Genomic DNA, 20,787 nt, shown 5'->3' with positions numbered 1-20,787 from the left:
CGAATCATTATGAATACCATAAAATATATACTTATCTCAGCAGTAATCTGCATGACGGGGTTAACCGGATGCTTAAACGACTTAAACGTAGCTCCCATAAGCGAAAGCGATATGTTTGCCGAACAGGCTTATTCCGATGCACTAAGCTATACGCAAGGGCTCAATAAAATCTACTCTGTATGGGCGCTCTCGGGTCAGGCCGGCGCCGGAGAGTCTGATATATCAGACCTCGACCCGGGAAATACTGTGCTCCTGCGCAGTTGGTGGACCTTGCAGGAACAAACCACCGATGAATGTAAAAATGCCTGGGGAGATGCCTGGTGTAATGAGATTAACGGACAAATTTGGGGTACAAACAAAGTAGAACCTATTGAGGGTGTGTACCAACGCTGCATGTTTGTGGTAGCCCTTACCAACGAATTTATGCTCAACATCGGCAATGCTCCGGAAGAAGTAAACAAGGTTCATTACGCAGCAGAAGCCAGGTTTAACCGTGCTTTGGCTTACTATACACTGTTGGATATGTTTGCCATTCCCCCGTTCATTACCGAAAACAATTACTCTACTCATCCTGCTCAGTTATCACGTGAGGAATTATTTAATTGGATTGAAAGTGAACTGACTACTATAGAATCTGATCTTCCTGAGCCTCGTACTACATACGGACGCGCAGATAAAGCAGCCCTAAACGCATTACTGGCACGTATGTATTTGAATGCGGAAGTATATACCGGCAAAGAACGCTATACAGACTGTATTACTGCCTGTAAGAAAGTCATCGCAAGCGGATACTTACTCGCAGACAGCTATGCCAACTTATTCAAAGCTGATAACGGTGAGAACGGCGATTCACGCAAAGAAATCATCTTCCCAATTTGCTTTGATGGCAATACCACCCAATCGTATGCCATGGCTGCCATCATTCTGGGTTCTCGCGGAAGTAGTGAATTCAGTCTGGAAGAAGATGGAGTAGGTGACGGATGGGACGGTTTCCGCGGCACACAAAACCTGGTTAACCTCTTCGATTTTGAAGATAATGACGATAAAACAGCGGCTACCATTTTAGACAAAAGAGGTATCTTCTACGATAAAGGACGTAACATCAACATCATCACCAGCGTGAAAGGCACATTTACCACCGAGGGTTGGGCGGTTTACAAATACAAAAATATAACCTCCGCAGGAGTAGCAGGTAGCAACCAAACATTCCCCGATACAGATTTTGCATTATTCCGTCTGGGCGACATATACTTAATGTATGCCGAAGCCGTAGCTCGCGGTGGTCAGGGAGGCGATATCAATACAGCCGTTGGGTATGTAAATCAATTGCGTGAACGTGCATTTGGCAACGCTGACCATGCGATTAACACAGCTTGGTTGAGCGCCAATAACTTCCGCAATATTCTGGATGAACGAGGACGCGAACTTTACTGGGAAGGAGTACGTCGCACCGACTTGATTCGCTACGGTCTATTTACCTCCAACTCCTATCTATGGCCATACAAAGGAGGAGTCATTACAGGAGTAGGTATTGAATCTCACTACAACGTGTTCCCCATACCGGCTACGGATTTAAGTGTCAACCAAAACTTGCATCAAAACGAAGGTTATAAATAAAAGTCAGATCATTATGAAACGAATCAAATATATCTATATACTCGCCCTTTCCGTTGTATTATTCACCGCTTGCGACAGCGATCTGGATGAAGTAACCTACAACGAACAAACAGCCCAAGCCGCTGTATTGAAAGCCATCGGAAGCAGTTACGTCCTGGAAGCCAACAAAGCGGATGACATTGTATTCGATTTAAATTGGAGCACTCCCAACATGGGATATCAGGCAGAAGTTACCAATACCATCGAAATAGATTTGAAAGGAAAAGACTTTGCCAACAGCATTATCATTGCATCTTCCAAAACAGAAAACACCTATCAGGTAATAGCCAATGAGCTGAATGGAAAGATATTATCCTTATTGGAGAAATACGAAATGGATTTAACGGCCATCGACTTAGACATCCGAATAGCCTCTTCCATCTCTGATGCCATAAATTCCATCTACTCGAATGTAGTTACGAGCAACATCACTCCTTATTCCGGAGAACCGGAATATCCGAAGGTTTGGGTGATTGGCGATTACTGCGGATGGTCGCATGATGCTTCTCAACATCTATTTAGCTTTGCCAACAACGAATCGTATGAAGCCATCGTCGATTTTGGCGAGAAAGCCGCCAACGGATTTAAAGTAACCGGCGAAGCCGGATGGACAGCCGCCTATAACTGGGGATTGGCAGAAGGCATCACTCCCGAAACCGAAGCAACCTCCATTCAATTAATAGCCGACGGCAGTTCAGGAAACATCACTGCTTATTCCAAACGTTTTTATCGACTGAAGATGAATACCAATACGCTGTTATTAACCAACGTACAATCATTCACCACCTTAAGCATTATAGGAAATGCCGTTAACAATGATGAAACCTGGAGTACGGATATTGAGATGAACTTCGACTCCTCCAAACAACGTTTCTGGGTAGATGCGGAACTAACAAATGGAAACATGAAATTCCGCTTAGATAAGAGCTGGAATGTGAGTTATGGTATTGATGGCAAAGAGGGTATATTAAATGGCTCCGACAACATTCCTGTGGTGGCCGGAAACTACCGCGTGTACGTCAACCTGAATAACTCAAATAAAATAACTTACGAGTTAAACAGTAAAGATTACGGGAAAGAATAAGAGAACGATAACATAATTTCAACTAAAAAGCGGATAACCTTTCATTTTGTTATCCGCTTTTTATTTGCAATTTAATTAAAGATTTCGTTATTTTACGCACAATTAGTTTAAATTCAAATTAAAGACAGATGGATACGAGTAAAATTGTTGGGGAGAAAATTAAAAGCCTTCGCGAAAGCAAATCAATTACTATTGCAGAACTTGCCGAACGCTCCGGGTTGGCAGTAGAACAGGTTGAACGTATTGAAAACAATATAGACCTTCCTTCGCTGGCACCGCTTATTAAAATAGCCCGTGTACTGGGAGTGCGTTTGGGTACTTTCCTCGACGACAATGATGAAACAGGTCCGGCTATCTGTCGGAAAGCTGAGTCTTCGGATACCATTAGCTTTTCCAATAATGCTACCCAATCCAGAAAACACATGTCGTACCATTCGTTGGCCAAGTCGAAAGCAGATCGACACATGGAGCCATTCATTATTGATGTGGATGCCAACCAGAATACCGACTTCGTACTTTCTTCGCACGAAGGTGAAGAGTTTATCTTAGTTATGGAAGGCGTAATGGAAATAAGCTACGGCAAAAACAAGTATATACTCGAAGAAGGAGACAGCATTTATTATGACTCGATTGTACCTCACCACGTACATGCCTTCGAAGGACAGGCTGCGAAAATATTAGCAGTAATCTACACTCCGGTATAGAATTGAAAGTTGAAAATTGAAAATTGAAAGTTAACTATGCAGTATTGTAACTTTCAATTTTCAACTTTCAATTTTCAATTAATGAAGTCATTTTCAATTTTCAACTTTCAATTTTCAACTAATGAAGTTATTCGACAGAACTTTAGGTCAGTGGCTTGAGCACTGGGCTAAAGAAATACCTCATAAGGAAGCCATCGTATATTCCGATCGTAACTTACGCTTCACTTGGGAGCAGCTAAACAAACGTGTAGATGATATGGCCAAGGGGCTGATTTCCATTGGCGTAGGCAAAGGCACCCATGTAGGAATCTGGGCGGCTAACGTGCCCGACTGGCTGACTCTACTGTATGCCTGTGCCAAAATAGGTGCGGTGTATGTAACCGTTAACACCAATTATAAGCAATCTGAGTTGGAATATCTTTGCGAGAACTCCGACATGCATACCTTATGTATTGTTAATGGCGAAAAGGACAGCGACTTTGTGCAAATGACTTACACCATGCTGCCTGAGCTAAGAGACTGCCAACGCGGTCACCTCAACAGCACGCGTTTCCCTAAGATGAAGAACGTAGTGTATGTAGGGCAAGAAAAGCATCGTGGTATGTACAACACCTCCGAACTTCTTTTACTGGGAGACAATATCGAAGATCGCTGCCTGGAAGAGCTGAAAAGCCAGGTTAGCTGCCACGATATTGTGAATATGCAATATACATCGGGCACCACAGGTTTCCCCAAAGGGGTGATGTTATCTCATCATAACATTGCCAACAACGGTTACCTGACGGGCGAACACATGAAGTTTACTTCGGAAGATAAGCTTTGCTGCTGTGTGCCTCTTTTCCACTGCTTTGGCGTAGTGCTGGCCACCATGAATACGCTTACGCACGGATGCACCCAGGTAATGGTAGAACGCTTCGATCCGTTGGTGGTATTGGCATCTATTCATAAAGAGCGTTGCACGGCATTGTACGGGGTACCTACTATGTTCATTGCCGAGCTCAATCATCCGATGTTCGATATGTTCGATATGTCGAGCCTTCGCACAGGTATCATGGCCGGTTCTCTCTGCCCCATCGAATTGATGAAGCAGGTGCAAGAGAAGATGTTTATGAGCATCACCAGTGTGTATGGCCTCACCGAAACCTCTCCGGGTATGACGCAAACGCGCATAGACGATTCATTCGAAGTGCGCTGCACCACCGTAGGAAGCGATTTTGAGTTTACGGAAGTAAAGGTACTCGACCCGGAAACGGGAGAAGAATGTCCCGTAGGTGTACAAGGCGAAATGTGTTGTCGCGGTTATAACGTTATGAAGGGATACTACAAGAACCCACAGGCCACGGCAGAAGTTATCGATAAAAACGGTTTCCTGCACTCCGGAGATTTAGGGGTGAAAGATGAAGATGGTAATTACCGCATCACGGGGCGCATTAAGGATATGATTATCCGTGGTGGCGAAAACATCTATCCACGAGAAATCGAAGAATTCCTATATAAGCTGGAAGGCGTGAAGGATGTTCAGGTAGCAGGTATCCCCTCGCCGAAGTATGGGGAGGCTGTAGGTGCTTTCATCATCCTAAAGGAAGGCGCTCAATTGCAGGAATCGGATGTGGCAGACTTTTGCCGGAATAAGATTTCGAGGTACAAGATTCCTAAATATATCTTCTTAATCGACGAATTTCCAATGACGGGAAGCGGTAAGATTCAGAAGTTTAAGCTGAAAGAGCTTGGCGTGAAGCTTTGTAAGGAACGGGGGATAGAGATTATATAAGAAAGATAAATATATTTATTGATACGCGGAAAAAACGGAATGAGCGGAAGAACGCGGAAGTATAATATTCTTTCCGCGTTTATCCGCTCATTCTGCTTTTTCCGCGTACCCATCTCTATACTGCATAGACAGACATCGATTAGCTACTCCATAATTTCCCCCTTTTACGCCGACGGATCAATAAACTCATCTCCGCCGCCACCGGAATCATTTCCTCCGGGGTTAACACCTGCATCGGTGGTGGTTGTTTCGCCTTTGATTGCAAACCTCACATTATTATCTGCTCCGCGTGTTGTGGCGGTACTTTCGTTTACCAAACGAAGAGTGGGGTCTGCTTTAAAACGAATGTTTACTTTGTGGATGTTGCGAACGGTGCAATCCTTTTCTTCCTCCGTGCCTTTGCAGTTGAAGGTGATGTAGAAAGTGCCAAGTCCATCCATCTTCACCTTGTCGCCGTCGGTAAGTATGGCTTTGATGCGGCGGGTGGCGGCATGGATTACATGGTTTACATCCTCCCGACTCAAAGCACCGGTCAGCTCAATATCTTTACTGATATCACTCAGCGTACGGATGCGGAAACTACCCGGTTCGGGTTTTAAGTAATAAAGCAACGGCGAAGTTGAATCGCCCAGAAACTTGTTGCGCAAGCAACGTTTTAATAATACTGTCATGTTGTGTTGTGTTTAAAAATTAAATCATTAAATACTCTTTCTCTCTCCAATCGGTTTGCTAAGAACGGGCCCTGTACTTTGTGCTTTCCGATTATGATGTAAAGGTACAAAGAAGAAAATAAAGGGTATCTGCAAGTTGCGTCAAACGAAAGCGAATTGCGAGTTATTGCGAGTTAAGGTTCTTCGAATGTATCGAAGATGTATTGTACTTGCTGTGGACTGAACCGACGGGTGCGGTCGGTAGCTCCCGATTCCGATAACTTTTCCTGCAATTCATTGTTGGTTTTCAGCCACAGGTTAAAGTGCTTTAATGCCACCGATTTGCTTAAATGCGGCAGATACATGGCCGCCAGTTCGGTACGGGTAAAACTACGGATTCCCTTTTTTAAGTTCGCCATAGCCTGTTTTCTTATTTCTTTTGTTTCCATAATTAAGTAGTTATTGCTTGAGGTTAAATCCAACTCCCGTTATCATACACCACGCCCTTACCGGGAAGACAGGGCGTGTATCTTCCATTTGTTAGGTTGTACACAAATGTGCTGACCCCTCCTTGTCCCAAATGACGAAACTTCACCTTCTTGGCATCTACGTAGGTGACGCCTGCTTCGCGATCGCGATCGACGATCAACCCGAAATCGCATTTGTTGTAAAAGTTGGCAGAGCCGTTAACGTCGTACAAAGTGGGCTTAGTTTCCTTCTTCTGTCCTTGCTCCCGATTCATTTTACGGGGATGGGCCACCAGTATAATGAGGCAATTGTGTCGTTGGGCAAAATTGGTCATGCTATCCAGTTGCGCACTGATGTACTGCGTTTCTGTGGTGTTAGGTGGAATTTGATGCTCCAACCGATTGTACGGGTCGATAACCAACAAGCGGATGCCTTTACGAACAACGAGCGATTCGGCAGTTGCCAAAATATTGTCCAGCGTATAATTATTGGGCGGAAGAATGGAAGTAATATTCTCGGTCAGGTAATTGCATACGCTGCCATAAAGGTTTTCCGGGAGGCTGCTTGGTTCGAATTTGCACCCCGAAACCTTTTCCGCCAGTTTACGCAGATGGTAAGCCAGGGGCATGTTCTCGGGACTGAAATAGGCTGCTTTCCATCCATGTTTCAGGTTGAGGCGCAATACCAATTCATCTACAAATTCGGATTTTCCGCAACCGGGCACGCCTGTAACCACACAAAGCCGCCCTGTTTCGAAGGTACAACATTCATCAAAGTTAGTCCAACCGGTTTCTGCTCCGCGTTCCAGTCCGTTCTCGAATATGGCACGCATCTCATCGGCAATGTCCTGAAAAGTAAAGGCACCTTCCAAGGGTGGCTCCAAGGCTAATCCAATCAAGAGTTTCAGGCTGTCTGCTCCGTGTTTAAGCAGATTCTCGTTGGCATCTTTACAGCCCTCGGCATACGAAACAATGCGGCAGCGCCCTGCACCCAAACGGCGAATCAGTTCGTTTCGGAGCTCAATCCCTTTGCGATCATAATCGGCGGCTATGTAGATGGTCTTTTTGTTATCAAAGTGAGTAGGCAGAAACCTTTCCAGCCAGTTCAGGTTGGTATTGGCACCGCTCGGAACGGATATTACGGAGTCGAATCCGGCAGTAACGAACGACAGGGCATCTATTTCGCCTTCGCAAATGATGCATGTTTCCGCATCTCGTATAGCATCTATGTTGTACGGAATGAGTTCGGCTCCTTGCTGCATCTTAAACTTTTTGTCGGGTGTGCGAAACTTGGTATTCACCAACACCCCGTTCTCGTAATAATTAAAGCAGATGCAAGATTCCTTGGTGCGACTTTGCGGCATGTATTCCACGGCAGAGGTCAGCCTAAGGGCATCCATCGCCTCGTTAGAAATGCCACGCTGCGCATGTAGCCATTCGCGATGCATGGCCACCAAAGGCACACGGGTAGTAGTGGAGGTGGCAACCGGAGGAACAGGGGTATAAACGGAAGCGGTTCGAGTAGCCTTTTCTTTGGCCGTTCCACCCTCTCCGCAGTAGTGGCAATAATAAACTCCGGTGTCGATGTTCACACTCAGTGGCTTGTCGGCCTTGTTTTTGCGGGTAGGTCTGCATTTGGGGCAGTAGGTTTTAATATGGCCGCTTGTACGGCCGTGGGTGTCGATCCCTAATTTACTAAAGTTAATCATATTATGTCTGTTTGTGATTATTAAATCGCTCTTTTGTGTTGAATAAAATATCTTTTTGTGTGCAATGAAAGGTTCCTTCTCCTTAAAAGAAGTGTTGTTTTCCTGTTTCTACGCCCACTTCTTCAGTGATGGCACCCAAGTTACATTGTCGTTTGGTCGCGGCGGGGCATCGGCAGGGATTACAATACCCTGAAAAGTTCGTTGCCCCGTTTCAGGATCAATAAATTCGAATCGATAAGGATTCTCTTCCTCCTGGTTCTTACAGAGTGCCTCAAGTTCTTCGGCTATTCGCTTGCAGGTAGGGGTACCTTGCCGAATGAAGTTGGCGAAGTAGTACTTTACCTCGGCTACGGAATTTAATTCATATTCTTTGCCGTGAGTAGTTACATGCTTGGCAAATAAGTCGATAATGTGCCTCTGGTATTGCAAGAAGCGTGTTCCCAACCCCGAATGCATGCCTTGACATTCCAGCCATGAATCATCATTAAGCGCCTCTTCCAAATAATTCCTCCAAGAATTTATACCCAAGAAAGGAACATCATCAACAACAGCAACTTTCTTTATTTCTTTTGTTGTTGTTTTCTTTTCTTTTATGTTCTTTTCTTTTGTTGCAACGGATTTCAACGGACGTTGAGTTTGAGCCTTGCGTTTTTCGGCACTCTTTTTACCGGCAATACTGCATTTGGCTACCTTCTCGTTGTAGTTTCGCATCACTCTGCTTACGTAATCCGAAGACACCAATACACAGTCATCCGGCATTCTATCTACAACGAACAACTCATAGTTATACAACACTTGCTCCATCATTTTGCGTCGAATGCCATACTTTCTGGCAATTACCTTCAATGTTTCGGAGTCGACAACGTAATCTTCTCTGTTGCGTATTTCAACGAGAAGAATCATGTAGATACCATAACCAACAGGCCCCATATCGTTAATTAAGGCGCTCATGCGGTTGTTGTCAAAGATATCACATTCAATAGGGATAAAGGTTTTCATACGAATTCTTTTAAATTTTGAATTAATTTCTTATATTTGCAATTGACTTTGCAAAAGTATTGTTAAATATTCAATTGCACAACACTCAATATTGCAAATTCGGCTAATAGGCTATATTTATACAAATTCTAAATAACAAGAAAATGAAAACAACTGTCGTTGAGCGAATTAAAACTCTACTCGAATATAAACAGCTGACTAACAGAGAGTTTTGCGCAAAGGTAGGTTTTAACTATTCTACTTTTCATAACTACCTGAATGGAAGGAGAAAAGCAGTAGACCTTGGGTTGATTAGCAAAATTATAGAAACTTTCGACGACATTTCGCCGGAATGGTTAATAGCAGGAGAAGGCGATATGGTGAAAGCACCCGCCCTTTCGGCAACTCATGCAAACGATGATACAGAAAAACCGTTTCTCGTTACCAAATCGGGCAATAAGTATTTTGAGACAGATGGCGATCATTTCATAATGAGAGTTCCATTAGTGCCCTATAATGCATACGCGCGTTACCTAAGTGACACCGGCGATTATTCTGCACAATACGAACCCTGGAGCGAGGTCGATTTTATAGTAGACCGCATTGCTCATGGTCGCTATGTGGCTTTCGAAATTAAAGGAGACAGCATGGATGACGACACAAAAAACAGCATCTCACAAGGCGACCTTGTATTGGCACGCGAGCTAAGTCGCGATTTATGGACAAGTAAATTAAGATATCGCGATTACCCTTACTGGATTGTAGTAACCCAAAACGGCATTTTGTGCAAACAAATGGTAGATCATGATGTGGAAACAGGAATGATTACGTTTCACTCACTGAACCCGTCGCCCGAATACAGAGACTTCCAATTGCACGTAAACGAAATCAGACAGTTATACAACATTATTAAGAAAACGACATCGGCGATGTAGGTTAGTAAAAAGTGACTCTGTGTTCATTAATTATTTCTTATTCAACTCGTTTATAAATCGCAATTTTTATGTAAGTTTGCGATGTTTATACAATAATATATTAATATGTCCACACAATTATTCTCTACGCTGCCCTATAAAGTGGCAGACATTACGCTTGCCGACTTCGGTCGCAAGGAAATCGACTTGGCAGAACAAGAAATGCCCGGCCTTATGGCTCTTCGCGAAAAGTATGGAGAATCCAAACCCCTGCAAGGAGCACGCATCATGGGATCTCTTCACATGACCATTCAAACAGCCGTGCTTATAGAAACACTGGTTGCCTTAGGCGCAGAAGTGCGCTGGTGCTCGTGCAATATTTACTCTACGCAAGATCATGCTGCCGCTGCCATTGCTGCATCGGGAGTAGCCGTGTATGCCTGGAAAGGCGAAACACTGGAAGACTACTGGTGGTGCACGCTGCAAGCCCTGAACTTTGCCGGCGGTAAAGGCCCCAACGTTATTGTAGACGACGGAGGCGATGCAACCATGATGATTCACGTAGGATACGAAGCCGAAAAAGACGCTTCCATTTTAGACAAAATCGTTACAGCCGAAGATGAAGTTGAACTCTATAAGATTCTAAAAAAAGTTCTAAATGAAGATGAAAATCGATGGCATCGCATAGCACCCGAAGTACGCGGAGTTTCGGAAGAAACCACCACCGGAGTGCATCGCTTGTATCAGATGCAGGAAGAAGGAAAGTTGCTTTTCCCGGCCTATAATGTAAACGATTCGGTAACAAAGTCTAAATTCGACAACCTATACGGCTGCCGCGAATCATTGGCAGATGGCATTAAACGCGCCACCGACGTGATGATTGCCGGAAAAGTAGTAGTAGTATGTGGATATGGCGACGTAGGTAAAGGTTGCGCCCACTCCATGAGATCTTACGGAGCACGCGTTCTGGTAACAGAAATAGACCCCATCTGTGCCCTGCAAGCCGCCATGGAAGGCTTCGAAGTAGTAACCATGGAAGATGCCTGCGCCGAAGGAAACATATTTGTGACCACCACCGGCAATATCGACGTAATCCGCATAGACCATATAGAGAAGATGAAAGACCAAGCCATCGTGTGCAACATCGGTCACTTCGATAACGAAATACAGGTAGATGCGTTGAAACATTACCCCGGCATCAAAGCCGTTAACATCAAACCGCAGGTAGATCGTTATTTCTTCCCCGACGGGCATTCTATCATCCTCTTGGCCGATGGCCGTTTGGTAAATCTGGGTTGTGCCACAGGGCATCCCTCGTTCGTGATGAGCAACTCATTCACCAACCAAACACTGGCGCAAATAGAACTCTATAACAAAGAACACGCCATCAACGTATACCGCCTGCCTAAATATCTGGACGAAGAAGTAGCACGCCTACACCTCGAAAAGATTGGAGCCAAACTCTCTAAACTAACCCCCGAACAAGCTGCCTACATCGGCGTTCAGGTGGATGGGCCTTATAAGGCGGAGCATTATAGATATTAATTGATTTAGTTACGAGTTACAAGTTACGAGTTACGAGTTACGAATAGAAAGTAGAACACTTCATAACTCGTAACTTGTAACCCGTAACTCGTAACCCGTAACTCGTAACTTGTAACTTGTAACTCCTAACTCGTAACTCCTAACTCCTATGAAGAAGTACCTCCCCGACCTAATCGTCATCCTTGCCTTTGTAATCATCTCCATTGCCTATTTCTTCCCGGCTGTGATAGAGGGACGAACCTTATTTCACCACGACACTGTGGCAGGTGCAGGTGCAGGGCATGAAGCCAAAGAATATTATGAACGCACCGGAGAGCGTACTCGTTGGACTAACTCCCTCTTCGGAGGTATGCCCACCTATCAGATATCGCCCAGTTACGACTCAACAAACACGCTAAGAAGCGTAGAAAAGGCTTATCACCTCTTCTTGCCGGGTAGTGCTTGGTTGGTGTTTATCATGATGTTAGGATTCTTCATCCTGTTGAGGGCGTTTGGGGTTTCGGCCTGGCTCTCGGCCATAGGAGGCATTTTTTGGGGATTTTCGTCATACTTCTTTATATTGATATTTGCCGGACACCTTTGGAAGTTCATCACACTGGCCTATATTCCGCCCACCATTGCCGGCATTGTATTGGCATATAGGGGCAAATATCTGGCGGGAGGACTGCTTGCTGCTCTGTTTGCCGCCTTGCAGGTGCTTTCCAACCATGTGCAAATGACTTATTACTTCTTGTTCGTTATCCTCTTTATGGTGATTGCCTACTTTGTGGAGGCTTACAAAAGTAAAACGCTCCCCCATTTTTTCAAAGCAAGTGGTGTGTTGATAATAGCCGCTTTGGTGGGTGTAGCCATCAATCTCCCTAACCTTTACCATACCTACGAGTATAGTAAAGAAACCATGAGAGGCAAGAATGAACTGGTAGAAACAGGAAAGAGCGATCAGGCAAGTGGTGGCTTAGATAAAGGCTACATCACGGCATGGAGCTACGGCATAGGCGAAACCTTTACGCTGCTTGTGCCCAACACCAAAGGGGGTGCTTCTATTCCATTGATTAAGAGCAAAAAGGCTATGGAAAAAGGCAAACCCATGTACGTGGATTTGTATAAGCAACTGACACAATATTGGGGAGAGCAACCCGGCACACAGGGTCCTGTATATGTAGGAGCCTTTGTATTGATGCTCTTCGTTCTGGGGCTTTTCATTGTAAAAGGTCCTATGAAATGGGCACTCTTGGCAGCTACCGTATTCTCCATTCTGCTATCGTGGGGGCACAACTTCATGGGGTTCACCGATTTCTTTATCGATTATGTTCCCTTCTATAATAAGTTCCGTGCGGTTTCTTCTATTCTGGTGATTGCCGAATTTACCATACCCTTGCTGGCTATTCTGGCATTGAAAGAGGTATTCGACCGTCCGCAGATACTAAAAGAACAGCGTAAATACTTTTATATCAGTTTGGGGTTGACAGCAGGCTTGGCTTTACTCTTTGCCATTGCTCCGCGATTCTTCTTTTCATCTTACATCTCTTCGCAAGAGATGGCAGCTTTGCAAAACGGCATCCCCGGCAATCAGCTCGGACAGGTTTTGAGCAATCTGGAGGAAATGCGTATTCACCTCTTCACTTCCGATGCATGGCGTAGTTTCTTTATCATCGCTATCGGTTGCGCCCTGTTATTTGCCTATACTTCTAAAAAGTTGAAAGGAGCTTATGTGCTGGCAGGTATAGCCATACTGTGTTTGGTAGATATGTGGGGAGTAAACAAACGCTACCTGAACGATGAAAAGTTTAAGCCGGCCAAAGTAAAAACCGAAACCTTTAGCCAAACATCTTCCGACAAATTTATTTTGCAAGATGAATCAAAAGACTATCGCGTGTTGAATCTTGCTTCCAATACCTTCAACGAGAATAATACCTCTTACTGGCATAAGAGTGTAGGAGGATATCATGCCGCCAAACTTTTGCGCTATCAGCAGATGATTGAACGCCACATCTCCAAAGAGATTCAAACAATTTACAGCGAAGTAAGCAAAGCCGGTGGCGATATGGAGTTGGTTAATCCGGCTTCCTTCCGGGTTTTAAATATGCTGAATACGAAATACTTCATCTTTGCAGCAGGTAAAGAAGGAGAAACTTTCCCCCTCGAAAATCCACACGCCTACGGCAATGCATGGTTTGTAGATAACATTAAGTATGTGGATAATGCCAATGAGGAAATAGATGCACTAAACACCATTCAGCCTTTAGAAACCGCTGTGGTAGACGTGCGCTTCAAAGAGGCATTGAAAGGAGCTACGGAAAGTTATAAGGATTCTCTTTCTTCCATCACACTGAAAAGCTACGAGCCCAATCAGTTGGTATACGAAACGAACTCGGCCAAAGATGCCATCGCCGTATTCTCCGAAATATACTACCCGGGATGGAAAGTCACCATCGACGGACAGCCGGCAGAAATAGGCCGGGCAGATTATATTCTTCGTGCAGTCAACATCCCTGCCGGAAAGCATACCGTAGAAATGACGTTTAAACCAACAAGCCTGAAGGTAACGGAAACCATTGCGTATATTGGGTTGGGGCTGTTGCTGGTTGGGGTGATTGTGTTGTTGGTGAGGGTAAGGAAGAGTGTTGTTCCACATAATAAATAACAGTCATACCTGCCACAAAAAAGGCTAAAAGCCTGTTCGACTTAGCCCGAGAAGGCTGAAAGCCTGTTTCGACTTAGCCCGGCACAAGCGTAGTGCAGTGCCGGGTATCAACGGTATAAGACAAAGGAGTTCTGAAAGAACGACCGACAAACGGCAATACATAAAACAACCATGACGCAATCATTATCACAACTATATATACACATCATCTTTCATGCCAAAAAGCACTGTTACATTCATGAACAAGATTCAGAAAGAATCTATTCATATATAGGTGGTATTATTACTGAAAGAAATTCAGTTCCTATTTGTATCAATGGAACAAAAAACCATATTCATATCTTTTGCATTTTATCTAAAAACTACTCACTGGCTAAGTTTGTGCAGGAAATAAAAGCCTCAAGCAGCAAATGGATTAAATCAATAGGACCTCACTTTCGGGATTTTGAATGGCAAAAAGGATATGCAGCCTTTTCGGTTAGCCCATCCATTAAAGAAAAAACCATTAAATATGTATTGAATCAACAGGAGCATCATCGGAAACAGACTTTTCAAGAAGAATACATAATGTTCTTAAAGGAATACAATGTAGAGTATAATGAAAAGTACTTATGGGAAGATTGAGATAGAAGTCGGTCGTTCTTTCAGAACTTTACTGCCTTGCCCCATTGACACCCGGCACTGCACTGCGCTTGTGCCGGGCTAAATCGAAACAGGCTTTCAGCCCTTATCAGAGAGTTACTTATAACAAGTAAGGAAAAACTCTAAACTCAGAAAGGCCTGATCCCATCGAAAATACGAAACAGTTCCTCCACCGACTCCGTGCGCAGCATCGCAATGCGTGTTTCCCTGAAATTGGAGATACCTTTAAATAGCGGTGTGGCGGCCAGATGCCTACGGATATGAATAATCCCTCTGCGTTCGTCCAGTCTTTCCACACTGTTCATTACCTGCTCTCTCAGCACTTGCATCTTCCACTCAAAGGATAGAGGGGGCAATTCTTCTCCGGTTTCCAGGAAGTGCTTCATCTCTTTAAATATCCACGGGCGGCCGATGCTTCCGCGCCCCACCATAATGGCATCTACTCCATAACGCTCAAAGCACTCTTTGGCACGTTCGGGGGTGGTTACGTCGCCGTTGCCTATGATAGGGATGTGCATACGTGGGTTATTCTTTACTTCGCCTATCAGTGTCCAGTCTGCTTCGCCCGTATACATTTGCGAGCGAGTGCGGCCGTGAATGGCAAGTGCTGCTATTCCACAATCCTGCAATTGCTCGGCCAGTTCTACAATAATCTTATGATCGGCATCCCACCCTAAACGGGTTTTCACGGTGACGGGTATTTTCACGGCATCTACTACCGAACGGGTGATTTCCAGCATCTTAGGAATATTCTGTAGCATACCTGCTCCGGCTCCTTTGCCTGCCACCTTCTTTACGGGACAACCAAAATTGATGTCGAGGATATCGGGTTGTGCTTCTTCCACAATGCGTGCGGCTTCGGTCATGGCATCTACTTCTTTGCCGTAAATCTGTATTGCCACCGGGCGTTCTTCGTTGCTGATGGTTAGTTTCTGCCTGGTTTTATTCACTGCACGGATTAGCGCGTCACTCGATACAAATTCCGTGTACACCATATCCGCACCGAAGCGTTTGCACATCAGGCGGAAAGCAGGGTCGGTAACATCCTCCATAGGAGCTAAGAAGATGGGGTACTTATCAAAATTCAGGGAGCCTATTTTCATTGTTTATCATTTTAAGACCACAAAAATACATAAAAAGAATCAATTTGAATTCTGATGCGCAACAAACACGAAACAATCAAAAAATAGGAGGTTATTATCAATTCCTACACATGCTTACACCATTTTCTCAACATATTTGCAAAATTGTTATCGATAACTTATGTTGTAATACAACAATTGTTTTTTTACTAATACCATTACACAATGAAGAACAAAACTTATGCATTATTGGCGCTTGCCATATCGCTATCCACATCATGTAGTCGAGAAGAGATCGACAATAACTTATCAGGACAAACCATCACCTTTGCTTCCGGAGTAAACAAATACGATACTCGCATTAACGAAAGTGGTGACCAATGGCTTAAAGATGATGAAGTTGGTATATACATGCTTCCCGAAACGGGCGACACACCTTTAAAGAGTAACATTAAATATACCACTGTATCAGCAGGTACATCTACCACCTTCCAAACAACAGATGCCATGTATTATCCTACCGACGGCTCATCTGTTAACTTTATGGCCTACCATCCTTACTCGGCATCGGTAAGTACCGAATATCCTATTAATCTGGCTTCGCAAGCTAATCAAACCAGTCTCGATTTGATGTATGCCCGAAGCACTCAAAGCTACAACCAATCATTGGGAACGGCTGTCAGCCTGACATTTAACCATGTACTAACAAAGGTTATCCTGAACATAACTGCCGACGAAACTGTAGGCGATATCAGCGAAGCACAGGTAACCGTAAAAGGCATGAATACCACTGCCAAATTCAACTTATCGGCCAAAGCCATTGAAAACGAAGGCGACGCAGGCGATATCAAAGCATACAAAAGCGCTACTGCCAACAGGTATGAGTTTATCTTATTGCCGGTAGCCGAATTAACCGACGCTCATACTGTTGAGTTCGAAGTAAATGGTTCTACATACACATGGACCATCAGCAAGAATGATGGAAACATCACTCAATTCAAAGCAGGCTATAAATACACATTCAAGATTAACCTGACCGATACAGGCGTTGATAGCGAAGTAGAATCCGAACAAGGTGGTTCTGTTAATCCTTGGAATCCGGAAGAAGGCAATGGAACAGCTAACCCCGATCCTGACACTGAACCTACCGATCCTACCGATCCTACACCGGGAGATGCCGTAACTACCACCGAAGAGCTTTTAGCAGCTATCGAAGCAGCGGCAGACGGAGGAACTGTGTATCTTAATGCTGGATCAAAATTCTATATAAATGCAGAAAATACAGTAACAAGAGCTACCAGCCTTACAGTGTCTTCTATTGACATTCAAAAGAGTATTACACTTGAAGGTACCAGCGCAACAGAGTTAGCACGTATAAATGCTAAACTCATCGCTATTAAAGGCAGCAATATTAATTTCACAATCAAGAATATAGAATTTAGCGGTTTCACGGTTAATAGCGAAACTGGTGTTCCTACCGAAGATGTTGTGTCAGGATCTTACTTCCTCGATATCAACGGTGGTACTGTTAATAATCTGACTATTGATAACTGCTTTATTTATGGTATTGCCAATGGCATAGTAAGAGCTAACAGAGCCAGCGATTCTCTTAACGGAAACGTTACAATCACCAACAACCGTTGCTATAACATTGGTGGCAATAATGGCGGACTGATAACTGCTCATGCCAGTGCTGCAAAAGGCGGAACCTGGACTATTCAGAATAATACAGTAGCCGGTATCGGTCAAGGATTTTATGGCACTACTGCCGATAAAAAAGTTATTGTTGTACCAAAAGCAGCAGTTGGGCTTACTGCAACAATCAGCAATAATACATTCTTTGGAATTGCAAGCACCAATAACTTCATCGATTCGGGAGATGGTAGTTCAAGCGCAGGAACTTTCCTTATTGAGAAAAACATTGTTATTTTCACTGCTGCTACCAAAGGGCCACGTCTTGGCTTAGGAACTGTTAGTATAAAAGATAACGCAGTATATCCTGCACTTTGGACAGGTATTGGAAAAACATATACCGAATCTAACACAGTAGCTATAACCGCCAATCCGTTTACAGGAGTAGAAGTTACCGGTCTTATCAGCCTCAACGCCAACTTCACCCCCGACGCTACTCTTAAAGCAAACGGATGGGGAGACTCACGTTGGTTGAAGTAACCGTACAGAAAACAATATCAAAGAATAATCTACTATTAGTATAAAATGAAAACAAGAACTTTTGGCCTATTACTCATCGCTGCTACCTTGGCACTGCCTTCGTGCAGCGATGATAATGCGGACGATCTACAAAATAGAAAAGGGATTGCCACCTTTGTTTCGGGCATCAACGAATATGCCACTCGCGTAAATGATGAAGGCGATAAATGGGTATCCGGAGACAGCATCGGTATATACATGCTGAAAAATGCTACATCTGCCACCCTGCCTATTGCCCAAAACGCAAAGTATTATGCTACCACCGAAGGGGTGAGCACCTCTTTCAGTTCCCAATCGCCTTTCTTTTATCCTACAGACGGAACGGCGGTAGACTTCATTGCCTACCATCCGCACTCGGGCAAATTAGTGGGAGCGAAATATGCTATCAATCTGGAGAACCAAAGCAAACAGTCGGCACTCGACCTGATGTATGCCAACAGTAACGCTGCAAAAGCCGAGGGGTATACGCAGGATAATCAATCTGCCGTAGAGTTAACTTTCAGCCATGTACTAACTAAATTGATATTGAAGGTAACTGCCGAAGAAGATATCAGCAATATGAGTGCAACCATCAAAGGAATGAACAAAACCGGCGAGTTCGATCTGCTTGCAGGAAAAATCTCTTCTTCTTCCTCTACCGGCGATATTATACCGAATAAAACACCGGACGGACACTTCGAAAGCATTCTGCTGCCCATTGCAACGCTTTCTGCTTCGCATATTGTAGAGTTCAATATAAATGGTAAAGTCTACAAATGGGTGATGAACAAAAACTCGGCCTCTGCCGGAGGAAGCATCGAAAAGCTCGAGAAAGGATATAAGTATACATTCCACATTACTCTCTCCGAATCGGGGATAAATGCCGAAGCTGTAAGCAGTTCGGGGTCAGCATCGCCTTGGGAAGATGGTGGATCGGGCAATGGGTCGGCATCTAAAGATAAGGATGAAGAAATAATAGATGCGCCGGTAGTAGGCAAAGTAGATCCTACTTTACTGTCGGGCTACGGAGAGAAAGCTACAGGAGGTCAGGGAGCTACTGCGGAGAATATTCTTCACTTTAATGATGGCTATGCCTTTGCCGAATGGCTGAAGCTACGTGAGAAGAACAAATCGATGGTGCCTGCCATCGTTTGGCTAAGTGGCGAATTTACTGCCGAACAAGGACGTTCGGGTATGTTCGATGTAAAACGTACCAGCAACATCTCTTTCATCGGAACAGATGACTTTGTGATGAACAAAGTAGGAATCTTTGCCAATGAGGCACAGAATATTATATTCAGAAACCTTCATATCAAGCTTCCTGCTTATTCTGCCGACGGACTTTCTATGCAAGAGTCGAACACCATTTGGGTGGACCATTGTACGTTCGAATCTCTGAATCAAACCAAAGATGCCGAAGATGGCTCTTGCGACATCACACACGGTACTTACAACGTAACTGTATCTTGGTGTAAGTTCGTTAAAACACAAAAATCATGCTTGGTAGGACACTCTAACTCGAATGGTTCGGAAGATCAGAATATCAGTGTAACTTTCCATCACAACCATTTTGATAACTCGGGCTCTCGCCATCCGAGACTTCGTTTTGGTAAAGCACACGTGTACAACAACTTCTACGATAATGTAACTACCTACGGTGCAGGAAGTGCTTACGGAGGCAAACTATTGCTCGAAGAAAACTACTTCGACAATGTAAAACTACCTACAGATATCTGTACGTTCCCTGCCAAGAAGAGCGGAAGCAATTGGGTATCGAACCTTACAGGTAGTGTAGCCGGTTATCTTTATGAGCGTAATAATACGTATGCCAACAAGCCAAGCGATGCCGGCGAAGTGTATCCGCTTGTCAACACCGAATATACAGCTTATGGAAATGAATCGACCAAATTAAGTACACCACTTACTTATGACGACTTCAAACCTACTTACACCTATGTTGTAGATGACTTGGCAGAGCTTCCCGAGATTGTTCGTACCAATGCAGGGGTGGGCAAAATGAGTGGTTATGCCACTGCACCCATCGAAGTGAACAATGGCGGCATCACTCCGGGCGAAACTCCGGGTAGTGGTGGAGAAGATGAAGGCACAAGCGACCCCGTTATTACTCTCGAAAACGACTGGTATGTAGTGGGTTATAACTCGGCCAAAGCTACCACTACTTTAAGTGCAGAAGGCGCGCTTTCCCTTACAGGAACCGGCAAGTTTGAAAGTGGCAAACAAAGTATGGCGTATGTGTATCGGGCTATTGAAGGTAATTTTACGATAACAACCAAACTTGCTAACCCAACCTTTAATGTAAGCAAGAATCAGAAGCAAGCACATCTTGGATTGATGTTAGTGCCGGATCTTTCAAAGTCGACCAATGAGTTTCTTTTTAGCACTGCTTCTTATGCAGCCGATAGCAACTACTATTCTTGCTACAGAGCTACCTCAGGTTCCAATTGTAGCAACAAGGCGATGTCGGGCGCTACCGGCACAGGCGATGTTTACCTGAAACTGCAAAGAAATGGCTCTACAGTTTCAGCCTCTTACTCGCTGGACGGCGGCCTTACCTACTCGAAAACGGTGGATAGTGCATATACTAACCTTCCCAACAAAGTTTGTGTAGGGTTAGTAGCATCGAGTGGAGATTCAAGTGCTACAGCAACAGGTACATTCAGTAATATTCAGATCAACGGAGCAGATGCTCCTGCATTTACCGAATAAGGCTTATCGGTAAAGGCAAGATAT

At 44.3% G+C, this 20,787-nt stretch carries 15 protein-coding genes; 10 read left to right on the top strand and 5 right to left on the bottom strand.

Features of this window, described 5'->3' with window-relative positions; genetic code table 11:
- Positions 1 to 9 precede the first annotated feature (9 nt).
- From D0T60_RS00255 to D0T60_RS00240, 4 genes are all read left to right on the top strand, one after another.
- Positions 10 to 1,617 carry a RagB/SusD family nutrient uptake outer membrane protein gene (locus D0T60_RS00255; protein WP_163216051.1) on the top strand — a complete coding sequence of 536 codons (1,608 nt, stop codon included), beginning with the start codon at positions 10 to 12 and terminating at the stop codon, positions 1,615 to 1,617.
- Between the two features lie 13 nt (positions 1,618 to 1,630).
- On the top strand, positions 1,631 to 2,740 hold the full coding sequence (locus D0T60_RS00250; protein ID WP_163216048.1) for a SusE domain-containing protein: 1,110 nt from the start codon (positions 1,631 to 1,633) through the stop codon (positions 2,738 to 2,740).
- A 128-nt stretch (positions 2,741 to 2,868) separates the two neighbouring features.
- Entirely contained in the window at positions 2,869 to 3,444 is a 576-nt protein-coding gene (locus D0T60_RS00245) for a helix-turn-helix domain-containing protein (RefSeq protein WP_163216045.1), read from the top strand.
- Between the two features lie 121 nt (positions 3,445 to 3,565).
- Positions 3,566 to 5,215, top strand: coding sequence for an AMP-binding protein (locus tag D0T60_RS00240; RefSeq protein WP_163216043.1), 1,650 nt, complete (start codon positions 3,566 to 3,568; stop codon positions 5,213 to 5,215).
- A 164-nt stretch (positions 5,216 to 5,379) separates the two neighbouring features.
- Here the strand turns inward: D0T60_RS00240 and D0T60_RS00235 are convergent, their stop codons facing one another.
- The 4 genes from D0T60_RS00235 to D0T60_RS00220 form a co-directional block, all read right to left on the bottom strand.
- Positions 5,380 to 5,886: an HU family DNA-binding protein gene (locus D0T60_RS00235; RefSeq protein ID WP_163216040.1), complete on the bottom strand. Its 507-nt coding sequence runs from the start codon at positions 5,884 to 5,886 to the stop codon at positions 5,380 to 5,382.
- A gap of 173 nt (positions 5,887 to 6,059) precedes the next feature.
- Positions 6,060 to 6,314 carry a DUF4248 domain-containing protein gene (locus tag D0T60_RS00230; RefSeq protein WP_163216036.1) on the bottom strand — a complete coding sequence of 85 codons (255 nt, stop codon included), beginning with the start codon at positions 6,312 to 6,314 and terminating at the stop codon, positions 6,060 to 6,062.
- A 23-nt stretch (positions 6,315 to 6,337) separates the two neighbouring features.
- On the bottom strand, positions 6,338 to 8,041 hold the full coding sequence (locus tag D0T60_RS00225) for a bifunctional DNA primase/helicase (RefSeq protein WP_163216033.1): 1,704 nt from the start codon (positions 8,039 to 8,041) through the stop codon (positions 6,338 to 6,340).
- A 108-nt stretch (positions 8,042 to 8,149) separates the two neighbouring features.
- Positions 8,150 to 9,040 carry a Lin1244/Lin1753 domain-containing protein gene (locus D0T60_RS00220; RefSeq protein ID WP_163216030.1) on the bottom strand — a complete coding sequence of 297 codons (891 nt, stop codon included), beginning with the start codon at positions 9,038 to 9,040 and terminating at the stop codon, positions 8,150 to 8,152.
- 143 nt (positions 9,041 to 9,183) lie between these two features.
- Here D0T60_RS00220 and D0T60_RS00215 point away from each other — a divergent pair, with 143 nt between their 5' ends.
- The 4 genes from D0T60_RS00215 to D0T60_RS00200 all read left to right on the top strand — a co-directional run bounded on the left by D0T60_RS00215 (position 9,184) and on the right by D0T60_RS00200 (position 14,746).
- Positions 9,184 to 9,954, top strand: coding sequence for a S24 family peptidase (locus D0T60_RS00215; RefSeq protein ID WP_163216028.1), 771 nt, complete (start codon positions 9,184 to 9,186; stop codon positions 9,952 to 9,954).
- Positions 9,955 to 10,059: 105 nt separating this feature from the next.
- Complete coding sequence (gene ahcY, locus D0T60_RS00210; RefSeq protein ID WP_163216026.1) at positions 10,060 to 11,478, top strand: adenosylhomocysteinase; 1,419 nt, start codon at positions 10,060 to 10,062, stop codon at positions 11,476 to 11,478.
- Between the two features lie 148 nt (positions 11,479 to 11,626).
- The gene (locus D0T60_RS00205; protein WP_163216025.1) at positions 11,627 to 14,122 is read left to right on the top strand and encodes a YfhO family protein; all 2,496 of its coding nucleotides are present in this window, start codon (positions 11,627 to 11,629) and stop codon (positions 14,120 to 14,122) included.
- Positions 14,123 to 14,293: 171 nt separating this feature from the next.
- A complete protein-coding gene (locus D0T60_RS00200) occupies positions 14,294 to 14,746 on the top strand; it encodes a transposase (protein WP_163216023.1) in 453 nt (150 codons plus the stop codon).
- Between the two features lie 146 nt (positions 14,747 to 14,892).
- Here D0T60_RS00200 and dusB read toward each other — a convergent pair whose 3' ends face one another.
- Positions 14,893 to 15,867 (bottom strand): tRNA dihydrouridine synthase DusB, encoded by a 975-nt coding sequence (gene dusB / locus D0T60_RS00195; protein ID WP_163216021.1) that lies wholly within the window; start codon positions 15,865 to 15,867, stop codon positions 14,893 to 14,895.
- Positions 15,868 to 16,071: 204 nt separating this feature from the next.
- Between dusB and D0T60_RS00190 the strand changes: the two genes are divergently transcribed.
- Together D0T60_RS00190 and D0T60_RS00185 are read left to right on the top strand one after the other, a co-directional pair.
- Positions 16,072 to 18,018, top strand: coding sequence for a fimbrillin family protein (locus D0T60_RS00190; protein WP_163216019.1), 1,947 nt, complete (start codon positions 16,072 to 16,074; stop codon positions 18,016 to 18,018).
- A gap of 45 nt (positions 18,019 to 18,063) precedes the next feature.
- Positions 18,064 to 20,763, top strand: a complete 2,700-nt coding sequence (locus tag D0T60_RS00185) for a fimbrillin family protein (RefSeq protein WP_163216017.1) — start codon at positions 18,064 to 18,066, stop codon at positions 20,761 to 20,763.
- Positions 20,764 to 20,787 lie beyond the last annotated feature (24 nt).

Origin of the sequence: Bacteroides sp. 224, assembly GCF_010500995.1 — a bacterium.
Classification (GTDB): domain Bacteria; phylum Bacteroidota; class Bacteroidia; order Bacteroidales; family Bacteroidaceae; genus Bacteroides.
The sequence above is the reverse complement of the archived record's forward strand: the minus strand, read 5'-3'. Positions and strand labels throughout refer to the sequence as shown.